Raw genomic sequence first — 25,024 nt, 5'->3', positions numbered from 1 at the left:
CTATTGAAAGGTTTATCTTAATTCTTATGACATCAATCGAAAAACTAAAGTTTTTGAATGAGGGACAGGTTCGTTCCGTAGCGGAAAATTTCGGAACTCCCGTCTTTGTTTATTCCCAGTCCTTGATCGAAGAAAAATGTGAAGAAACCCTGAAGTTTCCCAATGCTTACGGTCTAAGCGTTCGTTATGCAATGAAGGCCAATCCGAATGCGAATGTCCTCAAAATCATGAAAAAAAAAGGGATCTTAATCGACGCATCCTCGGAACATGAAGTCTATCGTGCTTTGGCGGCAGGATTCTCCCACTCTGAGATCATGATCACATCCCAGCAAATGCCTAAAGATCTGGAATCTCTTGTCAAATCGGGAGTTTTATTCAACGCCTGTTCCTTGCAGCAATTGGAAGCATACGGAAAATTATTTCCTGGAGGCAAAATCTCCATCCGCTTCAATCCAGGACTAGGTTCCGGCCATACGAAAAAGGCAGATGTAGGGGGAGCCACTTCTTCCTTCGGAATTTGGCACGAAAAAATCGAAGAAGTGAAAGAGATTGTCAAAAAATACAATTTGAACGTCCACAAAGTCCACACACATATCGGTTCCGGAAGTGATCCTGAAGTATGGAAGGCTGTGGCTCATTACACTTTGGAATACGCAGAGATTTTCAGGGATGTATCGACCGTTAGTTTAGGTGGCGGTTACAAAGTAGGAAGGATGGAGGATGAAAAAACTACAGACCTTCAAAAAATCGGCGCTCCTGTAAAACAATTGTTCCTCGACTTTGCGGAAAAACACGGCAGAAAGTTGAAATTGGAAATAGAGCCGGGAACTTATCTGATCGCTCTTTGCGGAGCTATGGTCACTACGATCGACGATCAAGTAGATACAGGCTCTAAGGGATTCACTTTCTTAAAGTTAGACGCAGGAATGGATTCCAACACCAGACCTTCCTTATACGGCGCCAGACATCCTCTTGTGACTGTTTCCAAGTCGGGACAAACAAGTTCCGAAGTGAAGGATTACGTAGTGGTAGGCCATTGCTGCGAATCCGGAGACGTATTCACTCAAAAAGAAGGGGGAGAACCTATCATTCGCCCTATGGCAAAGGCGAATACAGGAGATTATGTGGTGATGGAAGCTGTGGGTGCTTATTGTTCCGCTATGTCCACTAAGAACTACAATAGTTTTCCTGAAATCGCAGAAGTGCTTCTCACGAACGAAAAGGAGTTTAAGCTCATCCGCAAAAAACAAGAACTTTCGGATATTTATAAAAACGAAATTCAAGTTATTTCTTAAAGATGAGAAATATATACGCCTTGGTTCTTGCGGGAGGAGTCGGCTCCCGCATCGGAGGAAACACTCCGAAACAGTTTTTAGAATTGGGGGGCAAACCCCTTTTTCTTCATTCCTTAGAGGTCTTTCGATCTTGGGGACTTCTTAAATCTCTAACACTTGTTTCTCATAAAGACTGGATTTTGAAAATAGAAGAAGAGGCGAAGGATCATCTTGAGTCGAACGATCGAATCGTTCCCGGAGGAAACACTAGGCATCTTTCCACTTTGGAAGGGATCCGTTCCATTCCTTGGGACGAAGACGATTTAATTTTCATCCATGATGCGGCAAGGCCGTTTTTCACTCATGAAGAATTGGATCAGCTCGTAGGAGTTTGTTTGAATGTGGGAGCCGCCACACTTGCATTAGGTTCTTCGGAAACAGTGGTTCATGTGAAAAAAGGAACAGGTTTTACGGAAAAGTCCGTACCTAGAGAGGAAGTGTATTTCGTGAAAACCCCCCAAGTGGTTTACGGTAAAACGTTAAAAGAATTATTGGAGCTTCCTTTGGAAAAAGAGGAAAGCTCTCATCCTACCGATTTATGTTCTTGGTTGGAGAGAGCGGGGAAAAAAACGGGAATCGTAGATTCCTCATCCAAAAATATTAAAATTACTACACCTTCCGATCTGTTAGTTGCGGAAAAAATATTAAAATCGTAATTACCTTCCGTGAAAGATTTTAAATCTTTGTTTCCAAACCCAAATTCGAAAATGGTTTAGATTTTCCACAGACTCTATCTGAAGCCCGTAACCTTTCGGTTTACCGTATTTCGCTTGCGGGTTGGACCATCTTACGATTCCTTTCAAAGGAATGTTTCCCGATCGAGTGTTGATTCTCACGGAGATGACCTCTCCCATTTCGTAAACGGTTTCGGATCTAACATAAAGACCTTCGGTAGAAATATTGACTAGTTCTCCCGAAGATTCTCCCGCTTCTTTTCTTCCTGCCTCTACGGAGTTTTGTACCGGATAACGAGGAGCAAACACTCTTCCTAAAAATCGAACGAACTCTTCTTTTTCTTCCTTTTGAACCGGAAGAAATTCAAACATAATGCCTGCTAAATCGGAACCGTTTTCTTCCCGATCCAAACGAATGATCGTTCCTTTGACGGAAATAGAGATGAGTTCTCTTTTTTCGTTTTCCAGTTTCATGAGAAGATTGATCGGATCTCCTTCTTTTAGAAAATGATGAGCGGGAAGGGGGATGAGAGCACCTGACCCCGAAACGTTGATGGTGAACCCGTCTCCTTCTCTTTCTCCGTCCATATTCGTCCAATGGAAAGGAATCGGATGAGTTTCTCTGTAACCCGCTCTCCATCCTCGATTCACCAAACTAAAATATGGTGCTGAAATTTCCTTACGAAGGAAATAAAAAATGAGACCAAGGATGATCGTAGTCAAAACTGCGTTCCAAACGATATCGGATGCTTGAATTCTCATCCCTGCCATAAACAGTTTTTTTCCCAAACTGATCCAAGCGATCATCCAGAGATTATAAGATGCTAATACGATCGAAAATATTAGAAATAAATAATAACCGAATTTCTTTTTTGCTATGAGTCCGTAGGAAATGACTAACCCCAAAACCGACAAAAGATATTGAAGTGGCTGAATGCGCTCGAAAACATGATCCCATCTTTGATTCAGGTCGTAAAGAGCAGCAGTCATAAAAAAATTGAGAAAGGGAATCGAGAAGAAGATGACTGCGACTAGGACGATAGGAAGAGGATAACGAAACAGATGGAGCGCCATTCCCAAAAAATGGGAGTGAAATTAGGGGAAGTCAAGAAATTTTTAGATATAATATTTACGGAATGATCCTAGTTTATCAGGCGCAAAGCCAAAGGCAAGGGTTTGTTTGGTTACGACGGTTCCGGAGGGATAAACTCCGCATCCGTTTTTTCTTGGGAACTTTTTTCCCCTTCGTTAGGTGGCTGTGAGGTGTTTTGAGTTGTTGTCGTTTCTTCCTCTTGATTGAGTATCGCATGAATCACTTCTTTGGATTCTGAGATTTTTTCTTCAACTTCTGTTAGACGACGGATGACAGTATTCAAAAGAACGGATAAAAACCCAGGGCTTTCATGTCCCATTCCCAGAAAGGTTTCTCTTGTTATGATTCCTAATCTCACTTCTTCGGAAGATGCGATGATGGTGGCGGCACGAGGGAAGGGGTGGACTAGAGCTAATTCTCCGAAAAATTCTCCCGGTCCGATTTGGCGCAGAATCAAATCCTCTCCGGAACCTGATTTTTTAAAAACTTGAAGTTTGCCGGAGAAAACGAAATACATGATTCCGTTGGATTCTTCTCCTTCGGAGAAAACTTGGACGCCTTTGGGAAAATGTTGTACGGTAACTTCGCTTAGGTATTGTTTTAGATTTTCAGCACGGATCATTTTTTCACATCCTTCATCTCTTCGATGAGTTTTTCCAACTCGGAAAGACGCATTTCCGCATGATGCAATTTTTCCACGGAACTTCTCAGCAGATGAAAAAGAAAATGAGCGTTTGTTTTGGCCAGCTTTTCGAATTGTTCTTCTCTTAAGATTCCCAGTTTTGCGTTAACGGAAACCACGCTGACTGTCATCGCTCTTTGTCTCCGAGTGAGTAGGGCCAGTTCTCCGAAATATTCTCCCTGTCCCATTCCTCTGATGATCTCTTGCATACCGTTAGGATTTTTTTTTGTAACTGCAAACATCCCTTGCATGATGCAGTACATACTTCCATCATGAGGGTCTCCTTCTTTAAAGATCACATCTCCCCGCAGGTAGGTTTGTGTGGAAATGTTTTGCATATAATCGAGGATATTCATATCGGTCGGCCTGAAACATTTATGCGAAGAGGAGAGTTGTTGTCATTCCTTAAATGCGACATTGATTTATCAGTGAAATTGTTTCTGGAAATACTTTCTTAAAGAATAAAACAGCTAGACAGCCGGGGATGATTCGAGAAGATGCCCTTACACACTACTTGCGGGCGTGGCGAAATTGGCAGACGCACCAGATTTAGGTTCTGGCGCCGTGAGGCGTGGGGGTTCAAGTCCCTCCGCCCGCAGGAAGTAAATCCCCTTCCTTTTTTATTCCTTATTTTCCCCCTTGTTTTTGATTTCTGTTTGAGCCAGTTTGGTTCGGCAGGTTATTGATTGTTCTCTCTATTTAGACTTTCGTTCTTTCTGTCCTCACGGTCTCTCTATGTTTTCTTTTATATAAATTTTGTATGAAATCCTTTTGTTTTACTTGAAATTTTAGATTTTCATTCTATTTGAATAATTTTATATATTGAATTTCTGGAAAAATAAAAAGCCGGACTTGAATCCGGCATGAGTAGAAAGAAAAAAGGTATGATTTCAAAGAAAGGCTTTCTAAGTTCGGAGGATAACTTAGAAAGCCAGTGGGAAAGCCAAGGTTGTTTTTTTGCTAAAAATTAAGAACGAGCTAGTGGAATGAAAGAAACTACAATCGCTTTCGTTTTCACTTCCGCAGATAACTTAGAGAGTTGTTTTTTCAATTGTTCTTTGTCGGAAGATTTTCCCATTTGAACAACGAAGTAACCGTTTTTGTAAACGATGAACGGTTTGGAGGATAATTTCGATTTGCTTTGGGAAGTTACCTTCGCTAAGAAAGATTCCGCTCCATCTCTTGTTCCGAAAGCACCCAATTGTAAAGTATACAATTGTTTTCCTGGCGCAGGAACAACTACTGTTTCTTTCTTAGCTACTTTCGTTTTCACAGGAGCTTGGTTTTTGAATGCAAGTTCCGTATGTTTTGTTGCCGTTTTTTTAGGAAGCACTGTAGGTTTGTTTAAATCAACCACTTGCGCTTTTTTCTCATCCTCTTCGTCTTTGGCAGTAGAAGTTTCCGCATAATATGGATTCGTTACATTTCCAACATCCGCCATGGGAACTTCCATACCGGAACCTAAAGCAACTGTTTCCTTGGACTTGGACGGTTTAGTATTAGGATCGGAAGAACTCATAGGCGCAGGGATCGATTCTTCTTTATTCGCTGGAGAAGACGTTTCTTCCGTGTTCGTTTGTTGCAACGAAGCTGTATTCGGAGTAGGTGCGCTCTCTAGTCTTCCTTTTCCTACGGATACTCCCAAAAAGAAAAAGGAGAAAAACAATGCGAATAAAAACAGGGAAAGAACACCTATCCTTTGTTTGTCTAAATTAATTACGTAAAAAACTCTCTCTTTCATACCGAACCCTTGGCCGTGGCTAAAATCGTTTCGTACACGGACTTTATTTGTTTTTTTAGCTCTTCTATAGAATTATCGTTCGTTATCACGAAATCGGAGAGTGCCTTTTTTTTCTCCAAATCCATTTGGGCGGCAGTTCTTCTTTCGAAATCCTCCCGGCTCATTCCCCCTCTTTTTTCCACTCTTTCCCAGGCGGACTTCTGGTCCGTGGTGACGCATAGTTTTCCGTCGCAAAGAGTGTGGGCATCCGTCTCAAAAAGCAAAGGAACTTCCCAGGCAATGATTTTGTCCTGAGGAGCATCTTCGTATTGTCTTTTGAATTCTTTACGAACCAAAGGATGGATCAATTGATTCATCGCTTTTAAAAGATCGGGATTGGCAAAAGCCAGTTCCGCGATCTTTGTTTTGATCGGAGCACCTTCTTTATCGAAGATCTCTTTCCCGAAAATGGATTTGAGTTCTTCTTTGATGGGCGAATCAGGATCTGTGAAACGTTTGGCGATTTCATCCGAGTTGATGCGAAAGGCACCTAATTCGGCAAAAAGTCGAGTCACTGTGGATTTCCCGGAACCGATGGATCCCGTGATTCCCAATAGATACTTTCTGTCCTCTTTCCAAGCCACGAGTTTATATCATTTTCGAGCGTGGAAAGTACAAGCATTTTTTTAAGAAAAATGAAAAATTAGAAAAAAGAATTCAGCAAAAAAGAGAACAGGTCGAAACTTTAGGCTTCGGAAAGGCTTCTCCAAAGATAAAAAACGAGATAACTTTCCCAGCCTTTGTATGGTTCGAAAAACTCTGTTAGTTTCTCTTTTTCGTTTCTGTTTTGTATGATTCGATGTCGTTCCAGCGCATTCCATAATCCCACATCCCCGTAAGGAATGCAGGATGGTTCTCTGAGGGACTTCATCAAAGAGTAGTTAGCTGTCCATATCCCCACGCCTTTCCATTGAGTGAGAAATTTTTGCTTCGATTCCAAGTCAGGTAAGGAAACGAGATCGTTTTTATTGATTTTTCCTTCTGAAAAAGATTTTGCAATTCCAATGATGTATTCCGCTTTTTTTCCTGAAAATTGAAGTTTCCTTAGTTCGTCCACGGTCAGATCCGCAAGGACTGAATGTTTCGGAAAAAGGTAGTAGGTATGATCTTTGAATTTTAATTTTTCTCCATAGTTTTCCGTCAGTCTCCTTTTTAAGGTATAGGCGAATGTAAGATTGATCTGTTGTCCTATGATGCACCAAGAGAGCGCTTCGAATAGGTCGGGGATGCCGATCAGTCTCAATCCTTCATAAGATTTTGTCATATAAGACAAGTAGGGATCATGATTTAGAATTTTATAAAATGGTGTTAAGTCTCTTTTTAAATCGAACCATTCCGTGATGTAATCTCTTAAAAAAAGAATATTTTCCTGAGAGGGTTCTCCTTTGATCACCTCATAATATAATTTCGTTTTTTCAGTAAAAATGCGAACGAGCAGTTTTCCTGACTTCGGCTTTAGTAATTTGAAGACGGATCCTTTTTCGATTCTCAGCAAACAGTCGTCATAATTTCGATCCAAAAACCATAAACATTCCTCGAATTTGAATCGTTTGGGAGTTTTGACTTCAAACTTAGGGACTGGCTTCAATTTTCAGAGATCCAATCCGCCCAAATCTCTGCCGTTTCTTTCGGTTTTTCGATCATGGGTCCATGGCCTACTTCCGGCAGTATGAGTATTTTATGTTTTACTTTTAATTTTTTTTCGAGAACGATCGTGCAGCTTTTGTCAATGATATTGTCTTGATCTCCCCATAAAACAAGAGTAGGCGCTTTGATTTTGGGAAGCAGAGGCTCCAAAGGAAAACCTTCCCCTCTGATTTGCCGAAATATACTTTCGTTCCATTCTCTGTTTCTGATTGAGTTTTCCGCAAAATATGTTTTGAGAGGCCAAGGTATATAAGGAGGATTTACAAAACTAAATCGAATTAGGCGGTCGAAATCTTCAACGGAATTGACAAGAAGCGGGTTCGGTTTTCCCTCCAAATACATTTTCATCGCAAGGCTTGGTTCCGGGCTTTTGATTCCTGCCGTATCGATCAAAGTCAAGGTTTTGACTTCATCCGGATAATTGGCTGCGTAGACACCTGCGATGCTACCTCCCATGGAATTGCCGACGATATGGTATTTTTTTAAACCGAGAGATTTGGCAAATTCATGAAGTCGTTTGGATTGTTCTAAAATGGAATAAGTGCGTTCCGGGATTCTTGCATTTTCTCCGAACCCCGGCAGATCGGGAGAGATCACTCTGTAGCGGCCTGTCAGAGTTCTTGCAAAACGGGTCCAATGGTCTTTCTCTCCGCCAAATCCATGTATGGTGAGAACGGTTTCTTCAGAATTCCCTCCTTCCAGATACACCCAGCGGAATTCTCCCAAAACGATTTCCTTTTTGGAAAGATCCGATTTCGATCTTTCCCACATAATTCCGGTTTTGTGCAAAAAAGAGGAACAATTTACTGAAAAAAACAGGCAGGTAAGGATTAAGAACATCCTTATGCCCCAAAATGGATTTGTATTTCGGGAAAATAAGAATGAATGTTTATTAAAAAATGAAAGGATCGTTGACATAGACACCCTCTGCAATATTTTGGTCGTAACCAAGGCCCTGTAGCTCAGTCGGTAGAGCAGAGGACTGAAAATCCTCGTGTCGGCAGTTCGATTCTGTCCGGGGCCAAGGTTACTTTCCAGCCTCATTTTTTCTTTCTTCTCCCATCCCCCAAAGACCTAAAAACTCATTCTCTTCGACGGACTTACAAAGTTCAGGCTTATATAATTTTTTGACGGGAGGTTTCGGATAGATATGGATTTCATCGTTGTCCGGGATAAAGGTCAGCATTCTAACGATTTGATCTTCTCCTTCAATTTCATACATGGTGTATGACATTCCCTTGGAAGGAATGATTTGGCTTGTTTCCAGATATTTCATCGATTTCTCCTGATTGTGTTTTCGTTTCCTTATGAATAAGAAGGATTCGTTTATTTTTACTATACCGTAAGTCTCGAAACAAATGCAAATCGGATATTTTTTTGAAAGTTTCCTAAGAGGATTTCGATACGATTTCTCCCAAACGGATCAGTGCGTTTTCCAGATCGGAATTCCATTTGAGTCCCACGTTGATTCGGAAATATTTTTTCCAGTGATGGGAGAGACCAAATAGGACTCCAGGAGCGATCGTGATTTTTCTTTTTTTCGCTTCCTGCAGAACTTTTTGACCATCTAACGGAGATTTGATCCATAGAACGAATCCTCCGTCCGGTTTTTGGATTTTCATTTTGCCTTCACTCGCATTTTCCAGGGTCTTGAGGGCCAATTGAATGTTTGAGTGAAACGATTTTCTAAGGAAAGTTAGATGCCTTTCGTAAGGATATTTTCTGAGGAATTCGTATGCTGAGATTTGTGACAGTTGGTTGTGAGAGATTTTGTAGGCTCTGGCAAGTTTGGTGACGTTTCTGATCTCGTTTTTCGAACTCACCCAGCCGATTCGAATTCCTGGGGAGATCGTTTTCGAGAAAGAACTGCAAACGAACAAGGGAGGATTGGATTTCGAATTTGGAAAATAAGAGATCAGTGGTCTCGGTCTTGGCCCAACATGGGGAAGGTCTCCGTAAATATCATCTTCGACGACTGCCACATTGTATTCATAGAAAATTTTTGCCAACGCCTGTTTGGATGATTCGTCCAGCATTGCCCCATTCGGATTGTTAAAGTTAGGTGCGATAATCACAGCGTTCGGTCTGTGTTTTTTGCAGAGTTTTTCCACTTCCTCTCCATCCAGTCCCACTTCGTCTCTGTAAGGAACTTCTATCGCTTTGAGTTTGAGTGCTTCCAGGATTTGAAAAATTCCCACATAGGTGGGAGAAGGAACAAGAACAGTGTCACCCGGGGATACGCACGACTGCAGGGAAAGGGAGAGCGCTTCCGTACATCCCGTTGTGATGAGGACTTGATCGGAAGAAATATTGTGACTGTATCGTCTCGATCGTTCCGCTATTTTTTCTCTCAGAGGAGGGAAACCCTGTAGATCCCCGTATGTGTGCATGTCTTTGTACAGTAAGGCGGTTTTGTAAGAGGTGATAAATTTTCCCAAAGGCAAAAATTCGTTTCCAGGGATGGCTGCCCCCAAAGGGATCAAGTCGGGGTTCATTACATCCCGCATAATCGATTGTATGCGGTCGTCTGCGGATATATGGTCGTGGAATTCGTTTTGCGGACCTGTGATTTTGTTCTCTATATTTTTTCGAACGTAATAGCCGGATTGAGGTTTTACTTCGATAAACCCTTCGTTTTCCAGTATGCGGTAGGCTTCCTTTGCAGTTGTTAAACTGCAGTTTTTGAGTTCCTGAATTTCCCGAAGAGAGGGGATTTTTTCCGATTCCTTATAAAGTCCCGATTCTATTTCCGATTTGAGGGAGTCTGCAACTGTTTGGTATTTTGTCATAAAAACTGTATATGAATAGATTTATCTAACTGTATATTTACAGAATTTAGAAATCAAACTAAAATTTTTTTATTATGAAATCCAGGCTGCCCATATATCAAGTCGATGCCTTTTGCGAAGGTAATTTTACGGGGAACCCTGCTGCGGTCATTCCTTTGGATCGTTTTTTAGATGATGAATTTCTTCAGAACATTGCGATGGAAAACAATCTTTCCGAGACAGCTTATATCGTTCCCGATCAGGAAGGTTATCAAATCCGGTGGTTTTCTCCCACTCATGAAGTGGATCTATGCGGCCACGCCACTCTTGCCTCCGCATGGGTGGTTTTCGAAAAATTGAATCCTACTTTTTCAGAGATTCGATTTTTTTCCAGATCGGGAGAACTCAGAGTGACCCGGTTAGGTGATATACTTTGGCTTGATTTCCCTTCTTATTCTTTCAAAGAGAATTCCTCTTGGAGTTCGGAAAAAGGAAAGGTTTTGTTTGGAATTTCCCCTAGTAAGTATTGGAATTCGGAAGATCATATTTTACTTTATTCCCACGAAGAAGAAATTTTGAATCTTTCTCCCGATTTCGAAGCCTTAAGGAAAGAAACGGGAGGAAGAGGGTGGATCGTCACCGCTCCTTCTTCGAAACCTAATTTTGATTATGTGTTTCGATTTTTTGCTCCCTGTTTAGGAATCGACGAAGATCCCGCCACAGGTTCCGCTCAATGCAGTCTAACGCCACTTTGGTCCGGAATGTTGAATCGTAATTCTTTCCGATCCTTGCAGTTGTCCCGTAGACAAGGATATTTCTCAACTGAGGTAAGGGGAACCAGGATAGGGATTGGAGGTAAGGCGGTTTTATTTATGCAAGGGGAGTTGGAAATATGGATGTAGAATGGAAACAAAATCTTTTATCGGAAAGAACGGAAACCTTTCGTCCTTCTCTTATCCGAGAAATCCTAAAGGCTTCGTTGGGGAAAAAGGATCTATTGTCTTTTGCGGGAGGTCTTCCCGATCCTAGTCTATTGCCTTTGGATGTGTTTCGATCTGCTATAGATAAAGTGATTCTGGACAAGTCCGGAATCGCGCTTCAATACGGAGAATCTCAAGGTTACTTGCCTCTTCGGGAATGGATCTCTGAGTTTTATTATGGAGGTTTCGGGGAAGAAGTTTCTCCTTCGGAGATCATCATCACTCATGGTTCTCAACAAGGTTTGGATTTAATCGGTAAATTATTTTTAGACAATCGTTCCAGAGTATTAACGGAGAGTCCCACTTATCTGGGAGCCTTGCAGGCGTTCCAGGTATATTCTCCTTCTTTTTCGACTCTTACTTTGGAAAAGGATGGAGTCAATTTATCCGAGCTGGATGAGATACTGAAAAAGGAAGATATCACTCTGTTTTATACGAATCCTGTATTTCAAAATCCTTCCACTTATACTTGGAGTGAGTCCAAAAAAAGACAAGCCGCCGAAATTTTGGATTCTAACGAATGTTTTTTGGTGGAAGATGAAGCGTATCGTCTCTTGGATTTTGAAGGAAAAAAACATAGTTCTATCTCTTCCTACAGAAAAAGAAAAGATTTATGCATTCAGCTGGGTTCTTTTTCCAAAATTGTTTCTCCCGGTTTCAGATTGGGGTGGATGAGAGTTCCTTCCGGTATTTTCGGAAAGATGATCCTTGCCAAACAAGCGAACGATTTGAACTCGAATCAATGGTCTCAACTTGTTGTTTCAGAATTTCTAAAAGAATGCGATTGGGAATCGTATTTGTCCCGAATTCGTTCCAGTTATAGGGAGAGAAGGGATCTATTTGCCGAAACATTAAAATCCGAAATTCCGGATTTCGAATTTCATATTCCTGACGGAGGGATGTTTCTTTGGGTTCGCATTCCATTGACCGATAGTTTTCTGTTATTCGAAGAAACGTTTAAAAAAGGTTTGGCTTTCGTTCCGGGAAGGGAATTTTTTCCTGATTCTTCCGACTCTTCGTTTTTGAGAATGAACTTCACCGTTTTGAGTCCCTCCGATATGCAAAAAGGAGTAGAGATCCTTGCGGATGTTTGGAAAAATTATCCTCGTGAAGGAACTTGAATTTTATTTCGATTTTGCAAGTACATATTCTTATCTTTCCGTGATGAGAGTGTCTTCTCTTGTGAAAGAGAAGAATGTCCGCATTGTATTCAAACCGATTTTACTCGGGCCCATCTTTAAAACGATGGGTTGGGATACTTCTCCTTTTCATATTTATCCTGCGAAAGGGAAATATATGTGGAAAGATTTGAACCGAAGGGCGGATAAATGGGGAATTCCTTTGGTGATCCCTTCCGTATTTCCTGCAAACGGTTTGTTTGCTGCAAGAATTGCGGTTTTATCTTCCGGGGAAGTTTGGAATTCCGATTTTATTAAACAAGTGTTTTGTGCTCAATTTCAGGAAAACAAAGATATATCTTCGGAAGATACACTTAGGTCCATTTTACAAAGGTTAAATGTTCTTGGTATCGATTCTATCCTGGCAAATTCCAAATCGGATGCCAACAAAGAAGCTCTTAGAAACGAAACGGAGAAGGCTCGCGTCTTAGGGATTTTCGGAGCTCCTAGTTTCATTTACAAAGAAGAATTATTTTGGGGAGACGATCGTTTGGAAGATGCTCTGGATTGGGTGGAAACTCACGATTGAAGTGAACTAGACATAATCCTTTTATTTTTAAGAAAATGCCCGTCTTTTGAAATGTATATTTTTGTTAAGTAATTATTTTTCTTGACGATAACTATACCAATGATTGGTATTTAAGTGTTATGGCAGTGATCATAAAATCTCTTCATCCGGAAATCAAAGCCTTGAGTTTGGATGAGAAATTGGAGATCTTAAAGAAAGATCCTCATTTCTCTATTCTAGTGGAACAAATTTACTCCGACTATCTGAGCCACCGTATGACTGTAATTATGTGATTTGGAATTTTCTTTCCGATTTTTATTCATTCCCTTTTCAAAAAAGGGAAAATACTAGACTCTTCGTAAAAAATGGAAAGAAAAACACTTGTTTCCTCGTGCTTGCTTGGAACCATTAGGCCATGATTCGTTACCTAACCATTCCCCTTTGTTTATTCCTATTCTTGAGTTGCGCACTCAGTGAAAAAGCGACTCGATTCAACGGCATGCCCACTCCTGATGGCAAACCGGACCACTATCAAAAAACAACCACTTTCGGTTTAAATCTACTCATCATCTATCCATTGAGAAGAAATGCTGAATTTGCGGAAAGTTTGGAATCTTTTTCCGAAGCAGTGAAAAAGAACAAAGGATCCAAATTCAGAATCATCCAAAAAGAATCTACAAAATGGGCTTTTTTGCTTCCTCCTTTCACTTTTATCCTCACACCTGTAGTGACAGAACTCGTTGGAGAAGTTTACGAGTAAATTCTCACCCGAATCTCTTTGGTTAAGTTTTTCTACTTAACCAAAGATTTGGTTTCCTCTTCCGGCGATTCTTTATATAATGTGAATCTATGGAAATTAAATTAAACGAATCCGAAGCAAAACATCTATTAGAGGCGCTGGCCATCTATGAGTGGGTGGTGAACTCTCCTCATGAAGAAAGCGAAGAATCCGTAGATTCTTTCTGCCAATCCCTTTTTCAGAAACTGCATAAGGCCGGTTTAGGAAAACCGATTGAAGTTGATTCCAGCGGAACCTATTCCTTATCCGAGGAATTTTTCCATAATCTGCACGAGTCGTACATCGATCCTTATAACGATGATATTTTTTGGTCCGATCTTGCGTTTGAATTAGGGCAGAGGGATCTTTCTAAAACCGTTTCCGAATCCGATTTGAAAAAGATGTCGGAAGAAGAATTGGAGAGAAAGTCCGAAGTTGAAATTCAAAAATATGATAAAGAGTTCGAAACGCACGGAATCGATAGGCTCTTTATTAAAAAATAAATTCTTTTTATCCCTTGATTAGGGTCTGTCTTTCTGGGATTCCCATTCTATGAACATCATAGTCTGGTCGTCTTCCTGAATGCTCGGCCCTTGGAAGGAAAATAAATCGATCACTAGTTCCGCAACGATCCTTTCTCCTTCTTTATTTACGAATCGTTTTAATACGTTTAAGATTCTATCTCTTCCGTATTCTTCCCTGTTCGTATTTTTTTGTTCCAAAATCCCGTCAGTGAACAAAAAGAGCTTATCTCCCGGATAAAACTTAGTCGTATTCTGAGTGTAAGGTTGTTCTTTTCTTAATCCTATGATGTTTCCCGTTCTGGGAAAAAAATGAAATTGGTCTTTGGAAATTAAAATCTGATCGGGATGGCCTGCGGAACTATAGTAGATTGTGTTCGTGATCGTATCTATATCCACTAAAAAGCATGAGAATACGATCTTTAATCCTGCGAATTTGTTCTGCACTTTTTGATTGAGATGGTTCATCAAATCGTCCGTTTTGGTGATGAACCTTTTGATCGCTTCGTATTCGGATTTGATCGCCATCGTATAAAGAGCCGCTTGGATTCCATGGCCTGTGGCGTCCGCAAGGAAAAAACGAACTGTTCCGTTTTCCAATTCGAATACGTCGTAAAAATCTCCTCCCACTTCGTCCTGAGGTTGGAAATAAAGATGGAATTTAATATTGGGAAGGTGGATGTCCTGAGTCGGCAATATCTTTTGTTGTATCTTTTTCGCAAGCTGGAGATCTTTCTTTAATCTTTGCAATGTGGAATTGAGCTGGGAAGTCCTTTCCGAAACCATAGATTCCAAGTTCTCCGTCAATGCCAACAAAGAGTCGTTAGATATTTTTAGACTTTCCGCCAATTCTTCCGCTCTTGTGAATGCGCTTGCAATCCTGCTGGAAAGAATCAATGATTGGAAGAAGATAAAACTCAAAAGACCGTAAGGAGTCAAAGAAACTCCTCTGTCGTTCAGGCTATGGCGGATGATATCCAACGCCACAGAAGATGCAAATGCAAGTAAACCGATAAGAAATAGTTTGGAATTGGGTCTTTTATTGAGGATCGCTTTGGTATTGACATGGATCACATAAGCGATCGTAACAACGACGATTGCTGAAAAACCGTTGAGCAGAATCGTGAAAATGGAAATGGGAAGTAAAAGAGTCAGTCCGAATAAAAAGGAAAGGACTAGGATGGTTTTGACGAACTTTTTGTTCGAATCCAAAGGAAACAGATGAGAGATGAATAATAAGAATACAGGAACTGCAAAATAATAGGAAGTGAATTCGATTCGAAAGACTGTCGGCCAATGGAGATCGGGGAAAAGTTCCAATATGTATCTGTTGCCGGTAAAAGCGACACGGATGCCCAGAAAAAAACAAAACAATGCGAAATAGAAAATGGATTTTTCTTTTCTTCTGTAAAAATACAATCCCCAGTGATACAAACCGATGAGTATCAAAGCACCTAACAAGAATAATTCTCTTGCGATGGTGATCATTCTTTCTCTATCTAGCGCATATTTGTTGCCTATCTTTGGAATGGCCCAAAAACCGCCGAAGTTGTTTTCGTAATTGGAGATATGAAATACGATTTCGATCCGATCCGAGTCGGGGATGAGAGTGTAGTATTTCGGTTTGATGAGTGCAGCGTCGTCGAACCGATTGATTCCCGGTTTTCCTTGCCCTCCCAGTAAAACTCCGTTTGCGAACATTCTGTAAGAAGAAGCCACATCGGGGATAAAGATCCTAAGTTCTTGTCCCACTGTTTCTTTGTTGATGAGAACGGTTCCTCTTAATGTGACATGACCCGTTCTAGGAAGCGTTTTTCCGTCCACTTCCATTCCTTGCCAGGAGTTCGGAAGATCCAAATAAGCTGTGAGTTTTTTTTCTCCGTGAAAAGGAGGATAATGAAACTCATCGTAATAGAGTTCCCATTCCCCTTGGATGTCTACTATGCTGTCTTCTTTGAATGTGTAGGTGCTTAGATCCAGAATTCCTTTCCGGAAGACTAAGGTTTCTTCCGGAAGAAGGAACACTCCGTCGCATCCCCATAGGAAAAGGAAAAAGATCCCAACCAGGAAACGGAGCGGAGAAGAAGGATCAATTCGCATAATAGGTTTTCTCTTTATCAGAAAATCTATTAATTTCGTCCAGAATATCCTATTACATCCATAAATGCGGAAACTGAAAAAACCGCCTTGCCGGGTCCGGGTTCTCCGTATCCAGGAGGAGTAGGAAGATTGTATTTTTCAAATGTCTCTTTCCAGGCACGTAAAAGTTCGCAGAAATATACGAGAGGGGGACCTGCTTGTTGGCCTAAGGTAGTGTAAGGTTCCGGGCACCAAGCTGTAAAACGAGGAACAATTCCCTTACTCATAAAAAAATCTAATCCTTGTTTTGTGGAATCGACTGCTTCCTTAACCGTTTTGAAACCCCAAGGTTCGGAAAGTTCGACTCCTCCTACGAAGTTAGGAATCACTTTTTCCGGTCCGAAGACTTCAGCGGAATCTACCACTCTGCGGATCCAATTTTCCCATCCGATCCAGCTTGCTTTCCCCGGGCAGATCTTTTCGAAAAGGTTTTTATCCCAAACTTCATAATTAGGGTGGTAGATTTCGATTCCTGCATCTTTGAATTTTTGGCAGTCTTCTTTTTCAAAGGCCTGCGCTACTAATTTTCCCATCCATCGTTTCGGAAATCTTTCTTCGATGGCTTGAGGATACTGAAGGTAAAAGTCAACTTCCGATTTCTTTTTGAGAGAGGTGAGGACGGATCCTCCTGTGATCGTATACACTTTTGCGATTTGGTCTTCCGCATCGATCCAGGACATCACTTCCAAGATGTCTTCTACGTCTTTAACGCCTGTATAAGGTCGGCCGGCACCTTTCTGTTGTCTATAGTTGTGATTGATGTCGCAGTAAGCGCATTCTTCGTCTTTACCAAAATATTGACAATTTCGAAAAACTGTCAGATAAATGAGGTAGCCCCATTCGATGACAGGAGCGATTTCTCCCGGAAGTTTCCCGCTTTTTGTTTTATGTTTGTACCAGCTGGGAATGGGAGGATATTCTGCGCTTCCGATCACAGTTTCTCCCAAAAAGAGGGTAGGAACCCCCTCTAACGCCTTCATTTTATAAGGGGAATGAGGGTTGTTTCTTGTGGAGATCACCGTTTTTAGAAGGTTAAAGTAACCTCCTTGGATTTTGATCTCTTCCGGGGCCTTCGTATCGGCACCGTCTTTCAGATCCGCCAAAGGAATATGATCGAATGAGAATATGAAATAGTCTTTGGCTTTATAATCTCCCACCACTTGAAATGATTCGGGTAAAAAATGAATTCCCTGTCTGAGGATGTCTTGTTTTACGATGGCTTCCATAGGAAGGTCTTTGTATGTCCTTTCCATTTCTTCCAAAAGAGCAATGCTGGAGGGGGGGCGTTTTTCCAAAGTTGTCGTATCGACCATAATTTATGTAATCTTTTCCACCTCCATTTAGACAAAGACAATTTCAGAGGGAAAACGCTTTCTATAGCTGAAAAACCTAGGGAATTGAGAAAAAATAGGCAAATTTGATTTGCAAAAGGGGCAAGAACATTAGAATTTTGCCAGTTACCTGGGATTTTTTTCTGCAATACTAAAAAAAAAGAAAACTGAAGAAAAATATTTCCAGTTGGTTTGTTTACCTAAATGACGAAAGTTGAATTTCACTAAGGGATAGGACGATATGAAAGCATCGAAATTAGCCATTACCACCGCTCTAGTAGCCGTTCTGGGTCTTACAGTATGTAAGAAGCCGGAAGCAGAAGTGAGCGAAACTTCTAAAAAATCTAACGAACTTTCTGCGATCGTAGTGTTTGCTGTGGGCGAATCCAGCATCAAACATGCGGACAATACGGAAGAAAAAGCTCAGTTGGGTATTTCTCTGAAAACTGGAGACAATATCGTAACCGGCGATAATGGAAAGGTGGACGTACAGTTCCCAGATGGATCGAGCATTCGTATCTCTCCCAAATCCGTAATCGATTTCAGCAAACTTTCACAAAACAATTCTGGTACGACAGACACTCAAATCGCTCTCGTATCCGGAAAAGTATTCGCGAAAGTCAACAAAGCTAAGAAAGAAGACAACTTTACTGTTGTTACACCAACCGCAATCGCGGGTGTTCGTGGAACCTCATTCATCGTAGAGTCTCCTGAAGGAAAACCTTCTAAAGTAAAAGTGGTGGATGGAGCTGTAGCTCTTGCTCCTCGCGTTCCTGCTTTGGAAAAACTCTCTGCGGATGAGATCAATGCAAACGCAGATCTTAAAAAGCTACAAGACTCTCTATCTAACGTAGAAGTAGTTCTTGAGAAAAACCAAGCTTCCTCTGTAACAGGAAAAGCATTGGAGCTTTCTAAAATCGAAAGCGTTGAATCTTTGGATGTAAACAAAGCTTTGAAATCCGTTGGAAACAAACCTGCGGTAGAAACAGTTAAGTTGACTAAATCCGAAGAACAAGACATCAACACAATCGTAACTGTGGATAAAAGCACAGCAGAACAAATCGCTAAACTCAGCGAAACTGCTCAAACAGATAAGTTGGACGAGATCAAAAAACAAGAACTCGACAAACAAAGATTAGCTTTGGAAAAAGAAGTAGAGAAGAAACATGAAGAAGACGTGAAAAAATTCGAGTCTAGCCTTGCTTCTCAACCGAAAGAATTCAAATCTAAAAAAGACATCATGAACTACTACGAAAAACTTGAAAAAATCGTATTAGTAGACGGTAAATCAGTGATCGGTGCGATCATCAGCCAAGAAAACGGTGTGATGGTGGTGCATACTGAAAACGGAATCAAAAGAATTGATGTGGATAGCGTAGAAGAAGTTATCTACGAAAAATCCAAATTCTAAAGTTCCCTTTACCCCTTAAGTAGAAAAGAAGCTCAAGGAGAGTCCTCTCTCTTTGGGCTTTTTTTATGCCGTTTCGGTTTCTTTGTTTTTTGACTTATATTCGTTCCAAAGAATGCGGATGGTATGGATGAGAGGAGTTGCTTCGATGACGAGCAGGTTCGATTTGACTTTGAGCAAAAGAGTGCTTTTTCCGAATCGGTCCGATTCTCCCCATTCCACTTCCATATCGGGAATTCGTTTTAATCCGGAAAGGATGAGTTGTTTGACTTCGAAATCGGAAAGATGTTCTTCTACCTGACTTAGATCCTGCAAGATGGATAAAAAAAAGGTTTTGGCCAGCTCTTCCTGCCAGACTTTCATTTCCGATTCGTTCATATCTATCCTTTCGACAGGATTTTAAAATTCGACCAGAGTATCTTACTAAAAAAGAAGAATTAGAAAAGCAGGATTAGATTTCTTCCGGCACATATTCGTCCGCATGATAGGAAGATCGAACGAGAGGGCTGGATGCTACGATTTTGAACCCCAGTTTATAAGCGAAGGATTTCCAATCGTCAAAAACTTCCGGTTTCAGATATTCTTGAACGGGGTAGTGAGTGGGAGAGGGTTGAAGGTATTGTCCGATGGTGAGCATTCTTACTCCGTTTTCGTACAGATCGGAGAGGCATTCTTCCACATCCGAATGAGTTTCACCTAATCCAAGTATGATTCCGCTTTTGGTCATAAATCCGTGTTCCGAAATGTCTTTCAAAACCTGTAAGGATCGTTCGTAATTCTTTTGTGGAGCGATTTTGGGAAATAGGGCACGAACGGTTTCTATATTATGATTGATGATATTGGGTTTGGATGCGTACAGAAGATCCAAGGAATCTCTTTTCGCTTTAAAATCGGGAATGAGCACTTCTATGGAACAATTAGGGCGAAGGCGTCTGATATGATTCACTGTCTCCGCAAAATGTTCCGATCCACCGTCTTTCAGATCGTCTCTGTTGACTGCAGTTAGAACCACATGATTCAATTCCAGTTCCAGAACGGATTCCGCCACTCTCAACGGTTCCTCCGAATCTAGTTTTCCCGGTTTTCCGAAAGCCACATCGCAGTAATGGCAGCGTCTTGTACAGATATCCCCACCTAACATATAGGTAGCAGTGCGCCTGTTCCAACAATGGTTTAGGTTGGGGCAGGATGCGGATTCACAGACTGTATTGAGTTTGCGGGAAGCGACTTCCCCTCTCACTTTGGAAAGAGAATCCTCTTCTGTCGGGAAGGAAATTTTGACCTTCATCCATTCCGGGTGGCTGGGAATGGGGTGGTTTTCCTTGGTCCGTGGCTTTTTTTTCAGAGGATTCATTTCTCAATTAGACTTTTTTTTGAAGCATGGGTTTGTAAAATGGAAAATGATGAGAATCAATCAATTTCTAGCCAAAGCCGGAGTGGGAGCCAGAAGGAAAGTAGAAGAAATCGTGCTTTCCGGACGAGTGAAAGTCAATGGGAAAACTCTTACCGATCTCTCTTACCGTGTGGATACTGAATCGGATTTGGTCGTTTTGGACGGAAAAAAACTATCCATCCTAAATTCCCCCGATCTAGCAAGCATCATCGCTTTTAATAAACCGGCAGGTTTTTTGACTTCTCACGAAGACAAACACCATGACCAAACGATCTTCGAACTTTTGCCGGAAGAATACAGAAGATACAATTATGCAGGCAGATTGGATTTGGATTCCAGAGGACTGGTGATTCTTTCCTCTGACGGAGACTTTATCCAAAGAATCACCCACCCGAAACATAAGATCGAAAAAGAATATATCGTCAGTTTGCAGAAAAAAGTGGAATGGAAACCTATCGCAGAGGAACTGGAGTTAGGTGTTAGGGAGGGAGGAGAGACTCTTCGTGCTTTTAAAGTTCTTCCCGCAAAATTGGAATTTGACGGAAACGACAGCGAACTTACGAGTCATTTGAGAGTCATTCTAAGGGAAGGGAAAAAAAGACAAATCAGAAGGATGTTTCATACTAAAAATCTAAGCGTCATTGATTTGTTCCGGGTGCGCATCGGTTCTCTTTCCATTGAAAAGAAAAAACTGGAAGAGGGCAAGTTTCGTGCGGTGAAAGAGGAAGAGATTCTGGGAAAGTAAAATCCTTGAACCTAAATCCATAACATTAGAATCGATATAGAAGAGGAAAAAAGGATCTTGTTTTCGCGACCATTTTTATTTTACCCGCTCATTCTTTTGGCATCCGTGCTGATCATAGATAAGATTTTTCTTCTGCCTGTTTTCCATAAGGAATTTTTACAGGCAGGCAATTCCGTGTTTTACCATCATAGAAAGGTTTTGGCGGATAGGTTGGAAAAAGATCCTAAAATTAAAGAAACCAAACTTGCATTAGTTTTCGGAGATTCTCGTTCCTATCCTTTTTCCGAACTAGGCATTCCTGCGGAAAAACAATCTTCCTGGTCTCTTTATAATTTCAGCGGTCCGCAGGGAATACCAATGTATTCTTATATTTGGCTGAACGATCTTTTGCAAAGAGGGATTCAGCCTCAGTTTATCATTCTTTCTTTGAGTCCGGAGGCTTTCGACGATTCGAAAGGTTTTATCAATACTCCTTTCCTTCGATTGGGATGCGATTCCGAATGTGTGGATTTAGTATGGCAAGACATCCCTTGGAAAGATAAATACGAATTTTATTTGGATCGAGCATTCTCCATTCGTTCCGTGGAACTCAATTTGTCTTTGTTCTTTTCCAGACTGAAGTCCGGGAAATTGAAGGAATACACCGCATTTTATAATCCAGAATATCGTTTGGTGAACTATGCTAAGGGGGATTATCTGATGTATGCTACTACAGCCAATCCTACTGAAAAACTGGAAAGAGATTCCAAAAGAATTTCAGCATTGTATATGAAGACCTTCCAATTGGGAAAGTCGCAAACACCTTATGTGGAGGCTTTTTTGAAGCTCACTCGGGAGAAGGGAATCAAAACAGTTGTGATTTGGCCCAAGGTGTACGGAAAGTATTATAAAGAATACGAAAAACATAATATAGGAAATGTTTGGTGGGCCGGTATCAAAAATTTGGCAGTGTCTTACGGGGCATCTGCCATAGATATGAATTCGGAAAGCAACTGTGAGTTGTTCAACGATGCTTCTCATCAATCAGTTTTATGTTTCGTGGATCAAACTAAAATGATTTGGGATAAATACGCCGATCCTTCCTTTAATAAATAAAAGAATTTAACTTTGTTCGTTTCCTGAGCTTTTTAATGAAGAATTTAACTTTCAAAATATCATCTTTCTTTGATTTCATTTTTAAAAAGCCTAAGGTATTGTTTCTGATATTGATTTTATTCTGGGGCGTGGTATTTCTAAGAAATTTTTCAAATCTCGGGATTTTAGAAACTCTTTCTGAGAGAATGTTCTATTTTGAAGATTCAGCAACTTATCAAAATTGGGAATTGGAAATTCGGCCTTTTTTATTTCCTTTGTTTTTGTCTTCCTTCGGCAATCATGTAGCATTATTGTTTGCTGTTCAGTTTTCACTCATTCTTTTTTCTTTTTGGGTTTTATTGGATCTTCATTATAGAAATAAAAAAAGTTTCTTATATACTCTCTTTTTAGGAGCCATTTTATTTCTTAATTATTCTATTTTTCTTTATTCTACACATGCACTCACTGAGGTTCTTACATTTTTTCTTGTTTGCTTGTATTTTCGTTCCTTGTTTATAAGAAAGGGAAGATTTCCTTTTTCATCCTTTCTACTCTCTCTTTTGTCTGTATTAAAACCTGTTTATTTATCTCTGTTTTTATTCAATTTAGGAACGGAGCTTGTTTTTCGTAGGAAGGTGAAATCGAGAAAGTATTCATTTGCTATCTGGGGATGCGTTTTATTAATTTTATTACAATCTGTCCTATTCTATCAAAGGACTGGAAAAGTTGGGTTTTCCGATATTTCCACAAAAACTTGGGAAGTGTATTTCAAAGCACAAGTATTTGGAAGAGTAAACGGTTTAAAATGGGAAGATGTAAATAGGGAGTCAAAAGATTTCAAAGAATTTCCTAAATTCTTTTTTGTAGCGTATCCTAAGGAGACTGCCATTGCATTTTTTGATAATTCTTTAGAACCGTTGTATCCGAGTTCACCTTCAATTTATCCTTTCCTTATCCCTAAATTAATCAAAAAGACCTTATCCTGGAATTTTTATTTTTATCCTTTGGCATTTTTTATTTTACTTGTATCTTTGTTTAAATTGAATTTTAAAAAACCTAACTACCATTATGTTCAAATTTATCTACTTATCTGTTGGATTTTGCTTACTTCCGGAATTAGCTTCTATCAATCTGATAGGTTGGTATTGCCACTTTACGGAATCTTATGTTATTTTATCGTTTCATTCATTCAAAAAAGCATTTTAGAGATGAAGAAGCTTTATTTGAGTTTGGCGAATCAAAGGAAGAGTTTAAGGTAAAAGACAAAAGAAGGAGGAGGTAAATAGGAAAGGTAAGTAGGTAGTAGAAAGGGAAAAGGATCTCGAGAAACCTTCTCCCTTTTTTAGTTTTAAGAAACTCAGTTTACCAAGTAAGTTTTTTAGAGTCTTCTACGAATTTTGCAAGTCCACTGTCAGTGAGAGGATGTTTGAACAACATCTCGAACACATTGTACGGTAAAGTCACACAATCTGCCCCTCTGAGAGCTACTTCTTTGAAGTGGATCGGATGACGCACGGAAGCTGCTAAAATTTGAGTTTCGATTCCGTAATTGTCATAGATGTCTCTGATTTCAGTGATGAGTTCCAATCCGTCGTATCCTACATCGTCCAGTCTTCCTACGAAGGGGGAGATGAAAGTGGCTCCAGCTTTTGCGGCGAGAAGAGCTTGGTTGGCAGTGAAACAAAGAGTTACATTGGTTTGAATTCCTCTTTTTGTGAATTCAACAACCGCTTTGATTCCTTCCGGAATGAGAGGGACTTTCACAACTACATTGGATGCTATCTGAGAAAGTTCGATTCCTTCTTTGATCATTGTTGGGGCGTCCGTAGCCAGAACTTCCGCACTGACAGGTCCTTTTACGAAACTGCAAATTTCTTTGATGACTTCTGTGAACTTGCGGCCTGATTTTGCGATGATGGATGGATTGGTTGTGATTCCGTCAAGAAGGCCTAATTCGTGTACCTTCTTGATTTCGTCGATATTGGCTGTGTCTAGGAATAAATTCATTTTGCCTCGTGGGAGAACTGGTCTCACGAGACAGAGTAACTATGGGATTAAATCCCGCAAGGTTTTTGTTTCTTGTACGCTGAAGAAATCTTTATAGTCCTTTGCGATCATGTCTCTGATGTTGGCGGAGAAATAATCGATTCTTCTTGTATAAGGAGCTTTTTTATAACCTTCTCTCCATTGTACCGCAAAACCGCCTCTAGGTGGATTGTCTCTTCTATCAACTAGTTCCCAAATAGCAGCTCCGGATACCTTATCGTCTCCTATGCTTTCTTTTCTAGGTTTGCCGTATTTTCCTTCCAGTTTCTCTCTGATTTTTTCGGAAGGAACTAGATTGAATGTCACTCCTACGGAAAAGAGAATTCCGCTTTCTCTGTATTCCGTCTGGCCTACGATGCTGGGATCTGTTTCTCTTTTATCTTCTCTCGGTCTCAATTCTCTGACGATGTCTGGGGTTTTATAGAATCGGTAAAGATAGAAGATTCCGTTTCTTTTGATGAGAAGTTTTTCGTCTTTCTTTTCGTTGATGATTTCTATTTGTTCTTTGGATTCTGGGTTGGTGGCCATAGAGATGAATTTTTCTCTGATGGATTCGAAGGTCATCCCCCAAGAAGCTTCCGCAAATCCGTCCAAGCTGGATACGATCTGCTCGGATTGAGCGAAAAGAAGATTCGGCAAAAATGCGACCAAAAAGAGAGAACGAATGAAATTCTTCATAATCTATGTATCGGACAAATTTGAAATTTTAAAAGTCCATTATTTTATGTCGAAATCATCGAAGCTGGGGGCTTCGTCTCCCAAAGCACCTTCATCGATTTCCGCCCAACTGTCGTCTGTAGGAGGCTCGTAACCGAAATTATAGGAATCTTGGTCTTCTTCTGCGAATGGGTTGAAGTCCTGATCTTCCTCGGGCGCTGCCTCGCTTTTTCCTGGAGGTGGTGGGGAAGAAAAAGAGGAGGATCCGGTTGGGGCAGGGCGAAGGGG

The 25,024-nt window shown here is 40.6% G+C and carries 28 protein-coding genes and 2 tRNA genes; 14 read left to right on the top strand and 16 right to left on the bottom strand.

The annotated features are described in order from the left end of the window. The first annotated feature begins 26 nt into the window (after positions 1–26). Both EHS15_RS15825 and EHS15_RS15820 read left to right on the top strand, forming a co-directional pair. Positions 27–1,295 carry a diaminopimelate decarboxylase gene (locus EHS15_RS15825; protein ID WP_167884252.1) on the top strand — a complete coding sequence of 423 codons (1,269 nt, stop codon included), beginning with the start codon at positions 27–29 and terminating at the stop codon, positions 1,293–1,295. Positions 1,296–1,297: 2 nt separating this feature from the next. Continuing rightward, positions 1,298–1,990 (top strand): IspD/TarI family cytidylyltransferase, encoded by a 693-nt coding sequence (locus EHS15_RS15820; RefSeq protein ID WP_135761565.1) that lies wholly within the window; start codon positions 1,298–1,300, stop codon positions 1,988–1,990. On the opposite strand, the gene EHS15_RS15815 is transcribed toward EHS15_RS15820, so the two are convergent. The 3 genes from EHS15_RS15815 to EHS15_RS15805 all read right to left on the bottom strand — a co-directional run bounded on the left by EHS15_RS15815 (position 1,991) and on the right by EHS15_RS15805 (position 4,139). Beyond that, positions 1,991–3,082, bottom strand: a complete 1,092-nt coding sequence (locus EHS15_RS15815; protein WP_135761564.1) for a PilZ domain-containing protein — start codon at positions 3,080–3,082, stop codon at positions 1,991–1,993. 110 nt (positions 3,083–3,192) lie between these two features. Then, complete coding sequence (locus tag EHS15_RS15810) at positions 3,193–3,723, bottom strand: Crp/Fnr family transcriptional regulator (protein ID WP_246052234.1); 531 nt, start codon at positions 3,721–3,723, stop codon at positions 3,193–3,195. Next, positions 3,720–4,139, bottom strand: coding sequence for a cyclic nucleotide-binding domain-containing protein (locus EHS15_RS15805; RefSeq protein WP_135761563.1), 420 nt, complete (start codon positions 4,137–4,139; stop codon positions 3,720–3,722). Before EHS15_RS15805 ends, EHS15_RS15810 begins: the two co-directional genes overlap by 4 nt. Before the next feature lie 160 nt (positions 4,140–4,299). Between EHS15_RS15805 and EHS15_RS15800 the strand changes: the two genes are divergently transcribed. Beyond that, a tRNA-Leu gene (locus tag EHS15_RS15800) sits at positions 4,300–4,381 on the top strand. Positions 4,382–4,750: 369 nt separating this feature from the next. On the opposite strand, the gene EHS15_RS15795 is transcribed toward EHS15_RS15800, so the two are convergent. The 4 genes from EHS15_RS15795 to EHS15_RS15780 form a co-directional block, all read right to left on the bottom strand. Then, positions 4,751–5,524: an SPOR domain-containing protein gene (locus tag EHS15_RS15795; protein ID WP_135761562.1), complete on the bottom strand. Its 774-nt coding sequence runs from the start codon at positions 5,522–5,524 to the stop codon at positions 4,751–4,753. Then, positions 5,521–6,147, bottom strand: a complete 627-nt coding sequence (gene coaE / locus EHS15_RS15790; protein WP_135761561.1) for a dephospho-CoA kinase — start codon at positions 6,145–6,147, stop codon at positions 5,521–5,523. Before coaE ends, EHS15_RS15795 begins: the two co-directional genes overlap by 4 nt. Positions 6,148–6,248: 101 nt before the next feature. Further along, the gene (locus EHS15_RS15785; protein ID WP_135761560.1) at positions 6,249–7,151 is read right to left on the bottom strand and encodes a DNA-3-methyladenine glycosylase family protein; all 903 of its coding nucleotides are present in this window, start codon (positions 7,149–7,151) and stop codon (positions 6,249–6,251) included. Further along, on the bottom strand, positions 7,148–7,981 hold the full coding sequence (locus EHS15_RS15780; protein ID WP_167884251.1) for an alpha/beta fold hydrolase: 834 nt from the start codon (positions 7,979–7,981) through the stop codon (positions 7,148–7,150). The genes EHS15_RS15785 and EHS15_RS15780 overlap by 4 nt, the downstream gene beginning before the upstream one ends. A gap of 180 nt (positions 7,982–8,161) precedes the next feature. Here EHS15_RS15780 and EHS15_RS15775 point away from each other — a divergent pair. Continuing rightward, positions 8,162–8,234 (top strand) — tRNA-Phe (locus tag EHS15_RS15775). A 3-nt stretch (positions 8,235–8,237) separates the two neighbouring features. Here EHS15_RS15775 and EHS15_RS15770 read toward each other — a convergent pair. Further along, a complete protein-coding gene (locus EHS15_RS15770; RefSeq protein ID WP_135761558.1) occupies positions 8,238–8,486 on the bottom strand; it encodes a hypothetical protein in 249 nt (82 codons plus the stop codon). Positions 8,487–8,598: 112 nt separating this feature from the next. Continuing rightward, the gene (locus EHS15_RS15765; protein ID WP_135761557.1) at positions 8,599–9,999 is read right to left on the bottom strand and encodes an aminotransferase-like domain-containing protein; all 1,401 of its coding nucleotides are present in this window, start codon (positions 9,997–9,999) and stop codon (positions 8,599–8,601) included. A gap of 74 nt (positions 10,000–10,073) precedes the next feature. Here EHS15_RS15765 and EHS15_RS15760 point away from each other — a divergent pair, with 74 nt between their 5' ends. The 6 genes from EHS15_RS15760 (at position 10,074) to EHS15_RS15740 (ending at position 13,925) form a co-directional block, all read left to right on the top strand. Further along, positions 10,074–10,880 carry a PhzF family phenazine biosynthesis protein gene (locus EHS15_RS15760; RefSeq protein WP_135761556.1) on the top strand — a complete coding sequence of 269 codons (807 nt, stop codon included), beginning with the start codon at positions 10,074–10,076 and terminating at the stop codon, positions 10,878–10,880. After that, positions 10,871–12,079: an aminotransferase-like domain-containing protein gene (locus EHS15_RS15755; protein WP_135761555.1), complete on the top strand. Its 1,209-nt coding sequence runs from the start codon at positions 10,871–10,873 to the stop codon at positions 12,077–12,079. Before EHS15_RS15760 ends, EHS15_RS15755 begins: the two co-directional genes overlap by 10 nt. Further along, positions 12,066–12,665: a 2-hydroxychromene-2-carboxylate isomerase gene (locus EHS15_RS15750; protein WP_246052231.1), complete on the top strand. Its 600-nt coding sequence runs from the start codon at positions 12,066–12,068 to the stop codon at positions 12,663–12,665. Before EHS15_RS15755 ends, EHS15_RS15750 begins: the two co-directional genes overlap by 14 nt. A gap of 119 nt (positions 12,666–12,784) precedes the next feature. Further along, positions 12,785–12,937: a hypothetical protein gene (locus tag EHS15_RS19135; protein WP_167884250.1), complete on the top strand. Its 153-nt coding sequence runs from the start codon at positions 12,785–12,787 to the stop codon at positions 12,935–12,937. A 122-nt stretch (positions 12,938–13,059) separates the two neighbouring features. Beyond that, complete coding sequence (locus EHS15_RS15745; protein WP_135761553.1) at positions 13,060–13,404, top strand: hypothetical protein; 345 nt, start codon at positions 13,060–13,062, stop codon at positions 13,402–13,404. 89 nt (positions 13,405–13,493) lie between these two features. Next, complete coding sequence (locus EHS15_RS15740) at positions 13,494–13,925, top strand: hypothetical protein (RefSeq protein WP_135761552.1); 432 nt, start codon at positions 13,494–13,496, stop codon at positions 13,923–13,925. A gap of 18 nt (positions 13,926–13,943) precedes the next feature. On the opposite strand, the gene EHS15_RS15735 is transcribed toward EHS15_RS15740, so the two are convergent. Both EHS15_RS15735 and EHS15_RS15730 read right to left on the bottom strand, forming a co-directional pair. Next, positions 13,944–16,043, bottom strand: a complete 2,100-nt coding sequence (locus EHS15_RS15735) for a PP2C family protein-serine/threonine phosphatase (RefSeq protein ID WP_135761551.1) — start codon at positions 16,041–16,043, stop codon at positions 13,944–13,946. A 29-nt stretch (positions 16,044–16,072) separates the two neighbouring features. Continuing rightward, a complete protein-coding gene (locus EHS15_RS15730) occupies positions 16,073–17,395 on the bottom strand; it encodes a radical SAM protein (protein ID WP_135761550.1) in 1,323 nt (440 codons plus the stop codon). A gap of 259 nt (positions 17,396–17,654) precedes the next feature. Here EHS15_RS15730 and EHS15_RS15725 point away from each other — a divergent pair, with 259 nt between their 5' ends. Further along, entirely contained in the window at positions 17,655–18,824 is a 1,170-nt protein-coding gene (locus tag EHS15_RS15725; RefSeq protein WP_135761549.1) for a lipoprotein LipL45, read from the top strand. Positions 18,825–18,887: 63 nt separating this feature from the next. Here EHS15_RS15725 and EHS15_RS15720 read toward each other — a convergent pair whose 3' ends face one another. Beyond that, on the bottom strand, positions 18,888–19,199 hold the full coding sequence (locus EHS15_RS15720) for a hypothetical protein (protein WP_135761548.1): 312 nt from the start codon (positions 19,197–19,199) through the stop codon (positions 18,888–18,890). Positions 19,200–19,272: 73 nt separating this feature from the next. Further along, positions 19,273–20,175 (bottom strand): lipoyl synthase, encoded by a 903-nt coding sequence (lipA, locus tag EHS15_RS15715; RefSeq protein ID WP_135761547.1) that lies wholly within the window; start codon positions 20,173–20,175, stop codon positions 19,273–19,275. Positions 20,176–20,224: 49 nt separating this feature from the next. On the opposite strand from lipA, the gene EHS15_RS15710 reads away from it, so the two are divergent. The 3 genes from EHS15_RS15710 (at position 20,225) to EHS15_RS15700 (ending at position 23,292) form a co-directional block, all read left to right on the top strand. Further along, complete coding sequence (locus EHS15_RS15710; RefSeq protein ID WP_135761575.1) at positions 20,225–20,959, top strand: pseudouridine synthase; 735 nt, start codon at positions 20,225–20,227, stop codon at positions 20,957–20,959. Between the two features lie 57 nt (positions 20,960–21,016). Beyond that, the gene (locus EHS15_RS15705) at positions 21,017–22,054 is read left to right on the top strand and encodes a DUF1574 domain-containing protein (RefSeq protein WP_135761546.1); all 1,038 of its coding nucleotides are present in this window, start codon (positions 21,017–21,019) and stop codon (positions 22,052–22,054) included. Positions 22,055–22,239: 185 nt separating this feature from the next. After that, positions 22,240–23,292 carry a hypothetical protein gene (locus EHS15_RS15700; RefSeq protein ID WP_135761545.1) on the top strand — a complete coding sequence of 351 codons (1,053 nt, stop codon included), beginning with the start codon at positions 22,240–22,242 and terminating at the stop codon, positions 23,290–23,292. A 103-nt stretch (positions 23,293–23,395) separates the two neighbouring features. On the opposite strand, the gene fsa is transcribed toward EHS15_RS15700, so the two are convergent. The 3 genes from fsa to EHS15_RS19130 all read right to left on the bottom strand — a co-directional run. Beyond that, positions 23,396–24,040, bottom strand: coding sequence for a fructose-6-phosphate aldolase (fsa, locus tag EHS15_RS15695; protein ID WP_135761544.1), 645 nt, complete (start codon positions 24,038–24,040; stop codon positions 23,396–23,398). A 39-nt stretch (positions 24,041–24,079) separates the two neighbouring features. Beyond that, positions 24,080–24,757, bottom strand: coding sequence for a hypothetical protein (locus tag EHS15_RS15690; RefSeq protein WP_135761543.1), 678 nt, complete (start codon positions 24,755–24,757; stop codon positions 24,080–24,082). Between the two features lie 39 nt (positions 24,758–24,796). After that, positions 24,797–25,024, bottom strand: a 228-nt coding sequence (locus EHS15_RS19130) for a hypothetical protein (protein ID WP_167884249.1), incomplete at its 5' end; no start/stop codon positions are given.

The sequence above is a fragment of the Leptospira idonii genome (assembly GCF_004770995.1).
GTDB classification, from domain to species: domain Bacteria; phylum Spirochaetota; class Leptospiria; order Leptospirales; family Leptospiraceae; genus Leptospira_A; species Leptospira_A idonii.
Note: the sequence above shows the minus strand (reverse complement) of the source record. Positions and strands in the feature narration are given on the sequence as shown.

Excerpts from the sequence above, each read along its gene's own strand:
- EHS15_RS15725 (WP_135761549.1), top strand. The coding sequence starts at position 17,655 with ATGAAAGCATCGAAATTAGCCATTACCACCGCTCTAGTAGCCGTTCTG.
- EHS15_RS15710 (WP_135761575.1), top strand. The coding sequence starts at position 20,225 with ATGAGAATCAATCAATTTCTAGCCAAAGCCGGAGTGGGAGCCAGAAGG.
- EHS15_RS15765 (WP_135761557.1), bottom strand. The coding sequence starts at position 9,999 with ATGACAAAATACCAAACAGTTGCAGACTCCCTCAAATCGGAAATAGAA.
- EHS15_RS15735 (WP_135761551.1), bottom strand. The coding sequence starts at position 16,043 with ATGCGAATTGATCCTTCTTCTCCGCTCCGTTTCCTGGTTGGGATCTTT.
- EHS15_RS15745 (WP_135761553.1), top strand. The coding sequence starts at position 13,060 with ATGATTCGTTACCTAACCATTCCCCTTTGTTTATTCCTATTCTTGAGT.
- fsa (WP_135761544.1), bottom strand. The coding sequence starts at position 24,040 with ATGAATTTATTCCTAGACACAGCCAATATCGACGAAATCAAGAAGGTA.
- EHS15_RS15780 (WP_167884251.1), bottom strand. The coding sequence starts at position 7,981 with ATGTGGGAAAGATCGAAATCGGATCTTTCCAAAAAGGAAATCGTTTTG.
- EHS15_RS15740 (WP_135761552.1), top strand. The coding sequence starts at position 13,494 with ATGGAAATTAAATTAAACGAATCCGAAGCAAAACATCTATTAGAGGCG.
- lipA (WP_135761547.1), bottom strand. The coding sequence starts at position 20,175 with ATGAATCCTCTGAAAAAAAAGCCACGGACCAAGGAAAACCACCCCATT.
- EHS15_RS15825 (WP_167884252.1), top strand. The coding sequence starts at position 27 with ATGACATCAATCGAAAAACTAAAGTTTTTGAATGAGGGACAGGTTCGT.
- EHS15_RS15700 (WP_135761545.1), top strand. The coding sequence starts at position 22,240 with ATGTTCTATTTTGAAGATTCAGCAACTTATCAAAATTGGGAATTGGAA.
- EHS15_RS15810 (WP_246052234.1), bottom strand. The coding sequence starts at position 3,723 with ATGATCCGTGCTGAAAATCTAAAACAATACCTAAGCGAAGTTACCGTA.
- EHS15_RS15770 (WP_135761558.1), bottom strand. The coding sequence starts at position 8,486 with ATGAAATATCTGGAAACAAGCCAAATCATTCCTTCCAAGGGAATGTCA.
- EHS15_RS15795 (WP_135761562.1), bottom strand. The coding sequence starts at position 5,524 with ATGAAAGAGAGAGTTTTTTACGTAATTAATTTAGACAAACAAAGGATA.
- EHS15_RS15760 (WP_135761556.1), top strand. The coding sequence starts at position 10,074 with ATGAAATCCAGGCTGCCCATATATCAAGTCGATGCCTTTTGCGAAGGT.
- EHS15_RS15820 (WP_135761565.1), top strand. The coding sequence starts at position 1,298 with ATGAGAAATATATACGCCTTGGTTCTTGCGGGAGGAGTCGGCTCCCGC.
- EHS15_RS15805 (WP_135761563.1), bottom strand. The coding sequence starts at position 4,139 with ATGAATATCCTCGATTATATGCAAAACATTTCCACACAAACCTACCTG.
- EHS15_RS15690 (WP_135761543.1), bottom strand. The coding sequence starts at position 24,757 with ATGAAGAATTTCATTCGTTCTCTCTTTTTGGTCGCATTTTTGCCGAAT.
- EHS15_RS15815 (WP_135761564.1), bottom strand. The coding sequence starts at position 3,082 with ATGGCGCTCCATCTGTTTCGTTATCCTCTTCCTATCGTCCTAGTCGCA.
- EHS15_RS15730 (WP_135761550.1), bottom strand. The coding sequence starts at position 17,395 with ATGGTCGATACGACAACTTTGGAAAAACGCCCCCCCTCCAGCATTGCT.
- EHS15_RS15755 (WP_135761555.1), top strand. The coding sequence starts at position 10,871 with ATGGATGTAGAATGGAAACAAAATCTTTTATCGGAAAGAACGGAAACC.
- EHS15_RS15720 (WP_135761548.1), bottom strand. The coding sequence starts at position 19,199 with ATGAACGAATCGGAAATGAAAGTCTGGCAGGAAGAGCTGGCCAAAACC.
- EHS15_RS19135 (WP_167884250.1), top strand. The coding sequence starts at position 12,785 with ATGGCAGTGATCATAAAATCTCTTCATCCGGAAATCAAAGCCTTGAGT.